Origin of the sequence: Pseudomonas sp. RL_15y_Pfl2_60 (assembly GCF_963970595.1) — a bacterium.
Classification (GTDB): domain Bacteria; phylum Pseudomonadota; class Gammaproteobacteria; order Pseudomonadales; family Pseudomonadaceae; genus Aquipseudomonas.
The window spans coordinates 25,849-39,974 of sequence record NZ_CAXAOE010000002.1 but is presented as its reverse complement, the minus strand read 5'-3'; the positions used below and the strand labels follow the sequence as shown (position 1 = coordinate 39,974).

Sequence of the window (14,126 nt, the reverse complement as noted above, 5' to 3'; positions counted from 1 at the left end):
CTGTCGCGGTGCTTTAAACCCAGCTCACTACGTTTTCCCAGCCTTTGAAACGGATCAGCACCAATGAACAATATTGAAGACATCTACTCGCTTTCACCCACCCAGCACGGCTTGCTGTTCCACAGCGTGGTCGAGCCCGATTCGCGGGTGTATTACCAACAGCTGAGCCTGGAAATGAATGGCCCGCTGCAATTGAGTGCGTTTCGTGGTGCATGGCAGGCACTGATCCAGCGTCACGCCGTGTTGCGCAGCGCCTTTCTCTGGGAAGACCTGGACGACGCCTATCAGGTGGTGCAGCAAGAGGTGGCTCTGCCCCTGACCGAACTGGACTGGCAAGACCGGACAGAACCGCAAGCCGCGCTCGAAGAGTTGGCGCTGGAACAGCGGGCGCAGCCCCTGGAGCTGAATGACTCGCCGCTGATGCGCGTTTGCCTGGTGCGCTTGGCCTCCGAACGCTGGCACCTGATCTGGACCTTCCATCACATTCTTATGGACGGGTGGAGCGTGGGCATCGCCGTCCAGGAATGGCTGGCCCTTTACTACGAACAGGCCCATGCGTGGCCTGCCAACCTGCCAGCAACTCGCCCTTACCGCGACTACATTGCCTGGCTGGCCGAACAAGACATGACTGCCACCGAAGGTTTCTGGCGCGATCAGTTGCAAGACGTCAGCGAACCAACTCCGCTGCCCAATTTCGCCGAACGCCAGGCAGCACCTGCCGGAGCACCCTTCGCTGAGCGTGAAAGCCTGCTGAGCACCCGCGAAACCGAGCAATTGTCGCAATTCGCCCGCGCCAATGACCTGACCATCAACACTCTGATCCAAGGCGCCTGGGCACTGCTGCTCGGCCAACACGCAGGGCGCCACGACGTGGTTTATGGCGTCACTGTTGCGGGTCGTCCCGAGAATCTGGTCGCGCTGGACAGCACTGTCGGGCTGTTTATCAATACCCTGCCGCTGCGCGTGCAATGGGCTGACGGCACGACCTTGGTGAACTGGCTGCAGCACTTGCAGCAAAGCAACAGCGACTTGCGTCACCACGCTTACCTGCCGCTGGGCAAACTCAAGGCGATGACCAGCATTGCCGCTGAACAGGCGCTGTTCGACTCGATTCTGGTGTTCGAAAACTTCCCGGTCACCGACGCGCTCAATCAGGACACCGGCGGCTTGAGCTTCTCTGCCCCAAGCAGTGAACAACGGGCTGATGGCATCACCCTGACCCAAGGCCGCAACCATTTCCCGCTGTCGCTGATCGTGGTGCCAGACAAACAACTGCACTATCTGATCAGCTACAACCGTTCACGCTTCAGCGATGCCGAAGTTGCTGTGCTCTCAGCCCAGTTACGCGACATCCTGCTGGCGATGACGGCGCAAGCACAGTGCCCGGTCAGCGAACTGCAGTGGCTCAGCCCTGAAGAGTCTCAGCTATTGCTCGCGCAAGGACGCGGCGTGCAACTGCCAGTGCCTGAAGTCTGTCTGCATCAGCGTTTCGAACAGCAGGCAACGGCTCACCCCGAACAGATTGCAATCCGTGACAGCAAAGTGGCGCTGACCTACGCTGAACTGGACCAGCAGGCCAACCGCCTCAGCCACTATCTGCGCGCACAGGGCATCGGCCATGACAGCGTGGTTGCCCTTGCCCTGGAACGCAGCACCGAGTTTGTGATTGCCCTGCTTGCAACCTTGAAGGCCGGTGCGGCCTATCTGCCGCTGGATATCAAACAACCCGCCGGACGTTTGGCTGATGTTCTGACTGACAGCCGCGCCGCGCTGCTGATCGGTGCGGCCCCATCGCCCTTGCTCAATGGCCTGGCCGAGCACACCGCGGTGCTATCGCTGGCGGAACAGGCGCAGAACATCGCCACGCAGCCAGCTACCCCGCCCGCAGTCACGCACAGTCCGAGCGATGCTGCTTATGTGATCTACACCTCAGGCTCAACTGGCACTCCCAAGGGCGTGGTGGTTGAACACCAGTCCATCCTTGATTACCTGACGGCCGTGCAAACCGTCCTCAATCCGCCGTCGACAGCTCGTTATGGCTTGCTGTCCAGTGTCGCCGCTGACCTAGGCCACACTCAATTGTTCGGCGCCCTGTGCAGTGGCGCCAGCCTGTTGCTGGTGGATGAGGACATCGGCTTCAATCCGCTGGCACTGGCCGACTTGTTCGATCAGCACCCTGTTGATGTGTTGAAGATCACCCCAAGTCATCTGGCCGGGTTGCTGCAGGCGCTTCCCGATGCACGCCTGCTGCCGCGCGCGTTGCTGGTCTTTGGTGGCGATGCCCTCAGCCCGGCGCTGCTGGAACAAGTCAACCAGCTGGCGCCGGAGCTCAAGGTGTTCAACCACTATGGGCCGAGCGAAGCGACAGTCGGGGCTATTGCCACCGAACTGAGCGCAGGCCAGCGCAGCATTGCCCTCGGTCGTCCGCTGCCGAATCGGCAACTGCGGGTGGTCGATGGCAACGGGCATCCGGTGCCAACCGGGGTGGCCGGCGAACTCTTGATCAAGGGGGCTCTGGCCCGCGGTTACCTGCACCGGCCTGATCTCACCGACGAACGTTTCCAACTGGATCAGGACCAGCAACGCTGGTACCGAACCGGGGACCGCGTGCGCTGGCAGGTGGACGGCCAACTGGCGTTTATCGGCCGGGTCGACAGCCAGGTCAAGATCCGTGGCAACCGCCTGGAACTGGGCGAAGTCGAAGCCCAGATCAAGCGCCTGTCGCCGCTGATCGACCAGGCGCTGGTACGCGCCGTCGAGCTGGACGGTAGCCTGCGACTGGTGGCCTACCTGGTTGCCAGCCAGTCAATCTCGGCGACCAAGTTGCGCAATGATCTCAGCGCACGCATGCCCGATTACATGGTACCTGCGCACTTCATCTCCCTTGACGAATTGCCCCTCAACCGCAACGGCAAAGTCGATGTACAGCGCCTGCCGATGCCACAGCAGCCTACGGATGACAGCGCCACCCATGTGGCGCCGCGCAATCACGTCGAGACGCTGCTGGCGGACATCTGGCAGGAAGTGCTCAAACGTGAACGAATTGGCGTGCATGACAACTTTTTCGCCCTCGGCGGCGATTCGATCCTCAATTTGCAAATCATCGCCCGTGCCAACCAGCAGGGACTCAAGCTCACCCCAAGCCAGTTATTCGAGAACCGTACCATCGCTGATATCGCCCGGGTTCTGGGTGCCGATGCCTCTCACGCAGTGACTGAAAATACTGCCGACGGCTACGACTTGCCATTGGGCGCCGGTCAACTGGCGCGTTTGCAGCAAGGTCCACTGGACGCCACCTGGCGTTGTGTCGCGCTCAGTCAAGCCATTGACAGCCAACTACTGGGTCAGGCTATTGCTGCCTTGCAACAGCACCATCAAGCATTGCGTCTGGCACTCAAGGCCTTGCCGGACGGCGAATGGCAGCAGCAAGTACTGATCTCCCCTCCGGCCCCGGTCGTCGAGCACCAGAACCTTGCAGACTGCAGCCAAGCGCGCTTGCAATCCCTGGCTCAGGCAGGTGTCGACGCCCTTGATCTGACGCGCGGGCAAACACTGCATGCATGCCTGCTAGAGAATGACGGCAAGCACTCTGTGCTGCTGGCCGCTCCCCCCCTGATTCTGGACGAGGCGTCGTGGCCGATGCTGCTCAGCGACCTCAATCTGGCGCTGGGGCAACTGCTCTATCAGCGCCCCGTGCGGCTGTCCTATGCGGGTGGCGACTTTACCCAGTGGACCCGCCATCAACACAGCTATGCCCAAGGCGATACCCTGGACGAGGTCTGGGAGCACTGGCTGCAATACGCAGGCATGGACACTGTGCAATTGCCTGACAGCCAGCAGCCGGTCAGCCAGGTTGAAGAACAGCTTTCAGCCAGCATCTCAGCCGACCTCAAGCGTTTGGGCGAAGTGCTGCATCTGGACTGGAACTGCCTGCTGGCCAGCGCTGTGGTTGAACAGTGCCAAGCGCAGTGTGACGCAGGCCTGGTGGCGCTGAATATCCAAAGCGCACTCCCGGCGACAGAACAACTGCCTGTTGACGCCCCGATTGCCCTGGCCGACCTTGATCCAGCCCGCATCCTCGGCCCGCTGGAACTGGCAGCCCCCTACTTCCTCCAGCCCCAAGGAGGCAGCTTGCTGCAACGCTTGCAGGCACTGGCCGGGCAACTACGCGGCTACCCGCAACATGGCGCTGACTATGGCGTCCTGCGTTACCTCTCGGACAACCCATACCTGCAAGAGCCGTTGGGCGCGCTGCCAAGCGCTTCAGTCAGCATTCGCTGGCTAGGTAACCGCGACAGCCATCGCGAACAACGTGGCGTCCTGGCGCAGGTCGAGGCCGCAAGCCAGCCGAGCGCCTCAAGCCGTCCGTTGACTCTCGATGCACACTGGCAGGACGGTTGCCTGCATCTGCGCGCAGAAGGCACGCTCGCCACCAACTGGATGCCCTGCCTTGTGCAACAGCTGGCCGAACTGGCCGGGCTCCTTGCTGAACCCGAGTTGCGACCCGCCAGCCATGCCTTCCCGCTTTGCCACAAGCAGGCGGCAACCTTGGCTTCTGAAGCACTGGACTGGTCGAATATTGAAGATGTCTATCCCTTGTCTTCCATGCAACAAGGGATGTTGCTGCACACCCTGTTGCAACCCCACAGCGGCATCTATCTGATGCAACAACGCTACAGTTGGGATGGTGTGCTGCAACGTCCGGCCATGGAAGCCGCCTGGCAACTGTTTCTCAAGCGCCACCCCATGATGCGCACCGCCTTCTGGTGGCAGGACGATCACGAACCGCTGCAGTGCGTCTACCGCGAGACCGCCCCGGCGTTCGACTGGCAAGACCTGCGCCACCTCGATGACGAGCAGCAGCGGCTGGCGATGGATCAGGCCCTCGAAGCGCAACGCCTGCAAGGTTTCGACATGGCTTGCGCACCCTTGACCCATCTGCGGGTGTTCCAGCTCGACGAACGCCACTTTGCCGTGGTGCGCAGCTTCCATCACATCCTGACTGACGCCTGGTGCTTCGGCCTGCTGATGGAAGATCTGTTGGCGATTTATCAGGCCATCGTGCGTCAGGAGCCCGTCGCCCGTCCGCTGCTGCGTTCGTTCCGTGGCTACATGAGCTGGCTGGAACGCCATGACATGGCGGCCGCACACGCCTTCTGGCAGGCGGAAATGGCCGGTTTCAGCGAACCGACTCCACTGCATGTGGACAGCCCGTTGAGCCGCCCGGAACAAGCTCCGGAACAGGTCGGCGATCTCGACCAGACCCTGAGCATCAGTCAGACCCAACGTTTGCAGCAGCTGTGCCAGACCTACCAATTGACGCCCAACACCTGGATTCAAGGCGCCTGGGCATTGCTGTTGTCGCGCTACAGCGGTAACCGCGATGTGCTGTTTGGCGTTACCGTAGCCGGCCGTCCCACCGATCTGGCGGGCGTGGAAGAAATGGTCGGTTTGTTCATCAACAGCCTGCCGCTGCGCATCGATGTCGACCCACAGGCAAGGGTAGCCGATTGGTTGCAGGCGTTGCTGTCGCACAATGCCCGATTACGCGAACACGAAAGCGCGTCGCTAGTGGATATCCAGCGTTGCAGTGACGTACCGCGCGGCCAGCAGTTGTTCGACAGCCTGGTGGTGTTCGAGAACGCCCCACTGGACATCAGCAGCGTGCAGCTGGATGCCTTTAGCATCGACATCTATGAAGACCGGGTACACACCAACTTCCCGATGACCGTGGTGCTTTATCCGGGTGACCGGCTGGGCATTCGCTTGTCTTACGACAGCCAGCGTTTCACCCGCGATACCGTGCAGCGGATGCTCGGCCATCTGGTGCAATTGCTGACGGGCATGCTTGATCAGCCAGATGCCCAACTGGGCTGCTTGCATATGCTCCCCGAAATGGAGCGCCAGGCGTTGCAGGTCGAATGGAATAACAGCGCCGTCGACTTTCCGCTGGAACGGGGTTATGCCGCGCTTTTCGCCGATCAGGTACGCAACCGCGCTCATCACATTGCCGCCGTGTGCCAGGGGCAATCCCTTACCTATGCCGAGCTGGATCGTCGCGCCAATAACATCGCTCACGCGCTGCAAGCAGCCGGTGCAGGCCCTGAAACATTGGTGGCGCTAGTTGCCGAACGTGGCCTGGCCTTGTTGACCATGATGATCGCCACGCTCAAGGTCGGTGCCGCCTTCCAGGCGTTGGATATCCAGCAACCGGCGACCCGTCTGGCGGAGCTGCTGGAGCTGGGTGAAGCGCCGCTGTTGCTGGTCTGCGAGCAGGCGGCCCCGGCGCTGGAGCAGGTTCTGCCACAGATGCGCAAGCAGCCCAACTGCCTGAATGTGCAAGCGCTGTGGCAAGGCGGCGAGCAAGGGCCTGTCAGCTACACCCATAATCCCGATCAACTGGCCTATGTAATCTTCACTTCAGGTTCCACCGGCACGCCCAAGGGGGTGATGGTCGAACAGCGCGGGATGCTCAACAACATGTTCGGCAAAGTGCCGAGCCTGGGCTTGAGCGAAGATGACCGTATCGCCCAAACCGCTTCGCCAGCATTCGATATCAGCGTGTGGCAGTTCCTCGCAGCGCCGCTGTTTGGCGCCACCGTGCACATACTGCCCGACGCCCAGGCCCATGATCCGCTGGCCTTGCTCGATGCAGTTGAAGAACAGCGCCTGACGCTATTGGAAACCGTCCCTGCGCTGATTCGCGGCATGCTTCAGGAAAACCGTCCGCAACATGAACTGGCCAGCCTGCGCTGGCTGTTGCCTACCGGCGAAGCGCTGCCTCCGGCACTGGCGCGGGACTGGCTTGCACGCTTCCCGTCGACCCCGCTGATGAATGCCTATGGCCCGGCCGAGTGTTCGGACGACGTTGCCTTTCACCCGATCACCCAGGCGCCCTCCGATGACTGCCTGCACATGCCTATTGGACGCCCGACCGCCAACAATCAGGTATTCGTCCTCGATTCGGCGCTACGACTCGTGCCTGTCGGGGTTCCCGGCGAATTGTGCATCGGCGGGGTCGGCGTGGGCCGTGGTTATCTGCGCGACCCAGAGCGTACCCGCGAGGCCTTTGTTCCCCACCCGTTCGAGCCGCAGGCAAGGTTGTATCGCAGCGGTGACATTGGTCGCATGGGCGCCGATGGTGTGATCGAATACCTCGGCCGCCACGACCAGCAAGTGAAGATTCGTGGCCACCGCATCGAGTTGGGTGAAATCGAAAACCGGCTGATGCAGCACCCGGCAATCGACAGCGCGGCAGTATTGGCGCTGCCGGATGCGCGTGACACCTTGCAACTGGTGGCTTGGTTTGTGCTCGACAGCACCGCCGAGCTGGGCGGTGAGTCAGCACAGCAACTACTCAGCGCTTATTTGGGCAAGCAATTGGCAAGCTACATGGTTCCAGCCCGTTGGCTGGAACTGGCCCAGTTGCCGCTGAACGCCAACGGCAAGGTTGACCGTCGCGCCCTTGCCGCTCTCGGCGTGCCTGAGACTGAGCAAGACCAGGCCCTGTGCGTGGCTCCGCGCACGGCCACTGAGCAGGTATTGGCTGAACTCTGGCAGGAAATCCTGGGTTTGGACAAAGTTGGCGTGCACGACGATTTCTTTGCCATTGGCGGCCATTCGTTGCTGGCAACCCAAGTCCTGTCACGTATCCGCCGCCGGCTGGACGTCAAGCTGCCGCTGCGTACCCTGTTTGAACGCGGCACCTTGGAGCAATTGGCCGAAGCGGTCGATCAACAACGCAACGCCCAGACTGAGGCCGATGGCGAGAGCGAAATTGTCCTCGCGCCGCGCAACCAACCACTGCCGCTGTCCTACAGCCAGCAACGGCTGTGGTTCCTCGATCGTTTTGAAGGTCCGAGTGCGGCCTACAACATGAGCTCCGTCGTCAGGTTGCGCGGCGCGCTAGACATCGGCGCATTGCAAGCAGCGTTGCAACTGGTAATGGAACGTCACGAATCGCTGCGTACTGCTTTCCAGCTCAATGGCGATCAGCCGTGTCAGGTGATCAACCCGGCGCCAGTGATCGATCTGACGCCTACCGAGCTGGTCAACCTTCAAGGCGAGGAGCAGCTACAAAGCCTTCAGCGCCTGATCGATGAAGAATCTGCGCGCCCCTTCGATTTGCAACAGGCTCCAATGCTGCGCGCCAGCCTGTTACACCTGGGCACTGATGATCATGTGTTGCAGTTGGTGCTGCATCACATCGCGACCGATGCCTGGTCCATGGGCATCCTGATGCAGGAACTGATCACCGGATATCGAGCCTTCACTCAGGGTGCAACCCCAGCTCTTGCGCCGCTACCCGTTCAGTACGCCGACTACACCTGTTGGCAACGCAGCGACGCACAGCAGCGGTTGCTGGCACGCGCTATCGACTACTGGCGGCGCCAGCTCGACGGCGCGCCGACCTTGATCCCGCTGCCGCTGGACAAACCTCGTCCGACACGCCCTGATTATCAGGGCGCCGCGCTTGAGCAACACTTTACCCCGAGCCAGGCTCAGGGCCTCAAGGCCTATGCCCAACAGCAGCGGGCGACCTTGTTTATGGTCTTGCTCAATGCCTTCAACAGCCTGTTGCAGCGCGCCACCGGCAGTAGCGATTTTATTGTCGGCACCGATCTGGCCAACCGCGAGCACCCGGCCCTGGAAAACCTGATCGGTTTCTTCGTCAATGTGTTGCCAATTCGGGCCCGCATGAGCGAGGGCGAACACTTCACTACGCGTCTGCAACGCTTGCGTGAGGACTGTTTGTCAGCTTTCCAGCATCAGCAAGTCCCGTTCGACAAGCTGGTTGAGGAGCTGCAACCGCCGCGCACGCCAGGGGTCAATCCGCTGGTTCAGGTGCTATTTGTCATGCAGAACACGCCGGGCGCCACTGCCAGCCTGCCGGGGCTTGATGTGGAAGAACAGCTAATGCCGGGCCAGCAAAGCAGCAAGTTTGATCTGGCTGTGTTTGTCGAGCAAAACCAGGATCAAAGCCTGAATGTACGCTGGGTCTATCGCACAAGCGTCTTGACCGCGCCCACCATCGCCAGGCTTGAACAAGGTTTCGCCAGCCTGCTCGAATGCATCCTTGTGGCGCCCGAGCAAGCGCTGGATCACTGGTCGTGGCAGCTGCCCGGAACCACTGACAGCACAGCCATCGCCCAGCCTGACTCACCGGGCAACGACGTGGCGGCCCGCAGTGCGCGCAAACAGTCAAAGTTAAGCAAGCTCAAGCAAACCCGGGCCACCGCCGTGAGTCAGGTTGCACATGAACAGGTGCGCACCCGCACCTTGGGTCATGGGCAAAGCTTGCCACTGGTAATCGAGCCATTGCTTGCCGAGCTGGACCCCGTGCACTGGGCGCTGCAAGCCCGCGAGTGGATCAACCAACAACTGCTCAACCACGGCGGCTTGCTGTTCCGCGGATTCAACCTGCCGGATGCCGCTGCCTTCGAGCAGTTTGCTCAAGCTATCGAACCTGATCTCTACGGGACTTACGGCGACCTGCCGAAAAACACCTCCGGCAAGAATATCTACCATTCCACCCCGTACCCGGAACAGCACATGATTCTCTTCCACAACGAGAGCTCGCACTTGCCGCAATGGCCACGCAAGCAGTGGTTCTATTGTGAAACGCCAGCCCCGCGTGGCGGCTGCACGCCCATCGTCGATTGCCGCCAAGTGCTGGCCCGATTACCTGAGGATATTGTCGCCCGCCTCAAGGCCCAGGGCCTGCTTTACGTGCGCAACTTCACTGACAAGCTGGACGTACGCTGGCAAGACTTTTTCAAGACCGAGCAGCATGAAGAAGTCGAACGCCAATGCCAGAGTTCAGGCATGCAATGGGAGTGGCTGGGGCCCGACAACCTGCGCATTGCCCAGCATTGCCCGGCGATCATCGAACATCCGGAGACCGGTCAATTGTCATTTTTCAATCAGGTGCAACTGCACCACGTCTCGTGCCTTGAGCCTGAGGTGCGCAGCAATCTGATCAATCTGTTCGGCTTGGGCAACTTGCCACGCAACGTGTATTACGGCGACGGCAGTGTCATCGAAGACCAAGTCATGGAAGTGATAGGTGCCGCCTACGAAGACTGTGCAGTGCGTTTTGACTGGCGCAAGGGCGATATGGTCATGCTCGACAACATGTTGGTGGCCCACGCCCGGGACCCATTTGAAGGCGAACGCAAGATTTGTGTTGCCATGGGCCAGATGATGAGTCGCGAGCAACTGGCGAGCAGCCAAGCAGCAGCCCAACCATTACCAGACACTGAGGTGCAGGCATGACTGTATTTGAGCAACCTGAACAAGCCTTCGCCCTCTCGCCGCAGCAGCGCAGCCAGTGGTTGGCCGGGCTGGCTCCGGTGCGTCTGGAACTGGAAATTAGCGGTGCGTTGGAGTTGGAACGCCTGCACGAACGGCTCGCCGCCCTGAGCGCTTGCCACGAGGCCCTGCGCTTGCGGGTGCGGCCAGAACCGGGGTTGCTGATGCCCTTGCAGGTTGTTGAACCGGCCTCTGTAACTGACCTTATTGAAGTTGAGGTGCAATCGCTTGCTGCTGATCGGCACAGGGTTACGCTGCAATTGCCAGCATTGAGCGCTGATCGCGGGACTTTGCTGCGTCTAGCGCGGGCCCTTGCCGCAGCAGATGCACCGGAAGCCGACGATGAAGCCATGAGCTATACCCAGTACAGTGCCTGGCTCCATGAATTGCAGTCTGATGAAGACGCCGAGCATGGCCGCAGATTCTGGGCCAGCCAGGCTCTGGATGAACCGGCGTCCAACGAGTTGTTCTATCGCCAGGTGCACACCGACCAAACCGACAGCCCGGCAATTACCAGCCTGATCGCCAACACGCAATTGGCTACTGCACTGGATAATTATTGCCAGCTTTATGGTGTTTCAGCCGAACCTGTTTTGATGACAGCCTGGGCTGTGCTATTGCAGCGCCTGAGCACAGGCGACAGCCCGGCCCTGACATTGAACTGGGTTCATGATTGCCGTGACGACTATGAAGAGCTCGAAGATTGCTGGGGATTGTTCGCCAAGGCCCTGCCCTTGCGCTGGCAAGCTGCATCCGACAACACACTCGCCCAAGCGATTGCGAAGATGCAGACACTTTGCGAGCAAGCCTGCGAATGGCAAGAATACTGCGGCGTAAACACTGGCTTGCCGGGCAGCGCTGCGCAGTACGGATTCCAGTGGGGAGCGCAGTTGCCCGACTGGCTTGGCGTGCTCGGCAGTGCTGCATCACGGCTAAAAGTGCTGGCCGTTCAAGCCATTCCCCCAGGCATGGAGCTGCTTCTGACCGCTGAAAGCATCGGTTACGAAGGTAACGCCAACAGCTATCGCTTGAACCTGTGCCATATGCCGAGCCGCTACAGCGAGCAAGCAGCCCTGATCCTGCTGGAGCAGTTCCAGTCGTTGTTGCTTGATGCGCTGGCTAACCCAGACAAGAGGCTGGCCGAGCTGTCGTTGCAGGCACCAAGTTTCGCAGCGACATTGGAGGCACTTCAACCTGCGCCGGAAGCTGTTACGCAGCCCTTTATCAGTGTGCCCACAAGCTTCAGCCTGAGTGCCGAACAAGCTGCAGAGCGCGTGGCGCTGCGTGACCAGAACCAACAACTGAGCTACGCCGAACTGCACAACCGCAGTAACCAACTGGCGCATTACCTACGAGCCCAAGGTGTAGGGCCTGAAGACCGCGTGGCCTTGTACCTTGACCGCTCGGCGCAGATGGTGCTGGCCATGCTCGCCGTGCTCAAGAGCGGCGCAGCCTTCGTTCCGCTGGATGTCCAGCAACCTGCGCAGCGCTCCTTGGCCATACTGCAACAGGCGCAGCCGGTGTTTGTAATCAGTGGCGCGGCAGGCAGTGCACCAACGCTTCCTTCGGCGCGCAACCTTGACCTGCGGGATGCAGCCGCCTGGCAACAATATCCAATGACCAACTTGGATATCGAGATTCAGGCGCAGGAGGCCGCCTATGTGCTGTTCACCTCAGGCAGTACCGGCACACCCAAGGGCGTAATAGTCGAGCACGGCCAACTTGCCAGCTATGTCCAGAGTGTGTCCGCGCGGCTGCAACTGTTGCCGGGCGAACGCAGTGCGATAGTTACCTCGCTGGCGGCAGACCTGGGCTACACCTTGCTGTTCCCGGCGCTGCTCAGCGCAGGCGAGTTACACCTGCTGGACAAGGAAACCGCCATGGACGCCAAGGCGTGGGCGGCATGGCAGGCACAGTATCCGATTGATCACCTGAAAGTCGTGCCGTCGCTGCTTGGCGCCTGGTTAAGCCACGCTCAAAGCGCAGCGTTATTGCCACGCAAGCAGTTGATCCTCGGTGGTGAAAGCTGCTCGCAACGCCTGTTGCAAAGCATTCGCGACCTTGCACCTGAGCTGACGATCTTCAATCACTATGGGCCGACTGAAACCACGGTCGGCGTGGTGATGCACAAGGCTGATCCGGCCTGCGACTATCGCCGCTTGCCCCTGAGCGATCGTCTTGACGGTATGCGCCTGTATCTACTCGATGGGCAGCAAGTACTGGCGGCTCCCGGACAAAGCGCCGAGCTTTATATTGCTGGCCCACAACTGGCGCGTGGCTATCTGGATACAGAACAAAATGCCGAACGCTTTATCGAGCTTGCGCAATTTCCTGGCGTGCGCCTCTACCGTACTGGCGATATGGCGCGTTACCGGCATGACGCCAGCCTGGAAATCACCGGCCGCGCTGACCGTCAGGTGAAAATCCGTGGTTTCCGGGTGGAGCTTGACGAGATCCAGGCGCAGTTGGCCAGCCTCCCCGGCGTGACCCAGGCTGCGGTGGAGTGCCTGCCAAGAGGCGAACTTGGTCAACAACTATTCGCCTTCCTGACCCTGCAGCCCGGCCATTCGGTGACGGTTGCCCAACTTCATGGGCAAGCTCAGGATCGCCTGCCGGATTACATGCTGCCTAGCCTGCGTATCGTCGAAGCGCTGCCGCTGATTGCCAACGGCAAGCTCGACCGCAAAACCTTGCAGCAATGGGCTGACAAAGTGCTCGACACAGTCGGCAGCAGCTTGCCGCGCACGCCGCTTGAAGCACTGCTGGCAGATGTATGGGCGCAGGTGCTGGGACTGGAACGGGTCGGAATCGAGGATGATTTCTTCGCCTTGGGTGGCCATTCACTGGCAGCGGTGACACTGGCCAGTCGCTTGCAGTCAGCGCTGTCGGCACCCGTGACGGTCAACGCCGTGTTTACCGCGCCCAGCGTTGCAGCCTTTGCGGAGCTGGTACAGGCGCAGCTCAAGCTCTCGCCACTGGTCAGGTTATCGGCGCTCGATGCCATCGCAGCAAACAATGCCAATCTGTTCTGTTTCCACCCCTCCACTGGCCATGTGCAGCATTACCGCACGCTGTTGAAGGTGCTACCAGCCTGGAATCTGTGGGGTTTGCAGGCGGCTTATCTCGCCGAAGACAGCACCACACTCAGCGGTGATATCGAAAGCCTGTGCTCGGTATATGTCGAGCACCTGCGCCAACAGCAACCTCATGGCCCCTATCATTTGCTGGGTTTCTCGCTGGGTGGGCTACTGGCGATTCGCGCTGCTGCGCAGCTGGAAAGTGAGGGCGAACAGGTAGCGTTCCTTGGCATCATCGACTCTCAATACCAACGAGAAGCCGAGGAAGATAGCGTCGAGGCGCTGCTGGAATCGGCGACCCAATCCCTGACCCCGGACAGCCAGGCGCTGTTGCGCCAATTGCCACAGCCGGCCCTGGCGGCCTTGATGGAACAACTCAAAGCCTTATCCCCATTGGCACGTCTGCCGGAGCTGGTTAAGTGGGCTCGCCAGCAAGGCCTGCAACTGGATGGCGACAGTTGGGAACACCTGCAGACGCGACTGCGCTATCAACAGCATACGCAGCATCTGCTGGCGACTTTCCAGCCTCCGCGGTTAAGCTGCCCGGTGCATGTATGGTGGGCCAGCGACACCCTGGCCGAGACTGACTTCGCCGATCCGAACTGGCAACGCCTGAGCAGCGGGCCCGTGACCGGTGAAGTCATTCAAGCCCAGCACCTGACTATCCTTGAACAACACAGCTTGCAGCAGCAGCTGGTTGCGCGCCTTGAGGCCATCGCCACAGACGGAGCCGCTTGA

General features: G+C 60.6%; 2 protein-coding genes. Both read left to right on the top strand.

The genetic code is table 11. The features are described from left to right. The first annotated feature begins 63 nt into the window (after positions 1 to 63). Entirely contained in the window at positions 64 to 10,275 is a 10,212-nt protein-coding gene (locus tag AACY26_RS05395; protein ID WP_339511803.1) for a non-ribosomal peptide synthetase, read from the top strand. Next, entirely contained in the window at positions 10,272 to 14,126 is a 3,855-nt protein-coding gene (locus AACY26_RS05390; RefSeq protein ID WP_339511801.1) for a non-ribosomal peptide synthetase, read from the top strand. Before AACY26_RS05395 ends, AACY26_RS05390 begins: the two co-directional genes overlap by 4 nt.

Excerpts from the sequence above, each read along its gene's own strand:
- AACY26_RS05390 (WP_339511801.1), top strand. The coding sequence starts at position 10,272 with ATGACTGTATTTGAGCAACCTGAACAAGCCTTCGCCCTCTCGCCGCAG.
- AACY26_RS05395 (WP_339511803.1), top strand. The coding sequence starts at position 64 with ATGAACAATATTGAAGACATCTACTCGCTTTCACCCACCCAGCACGGC.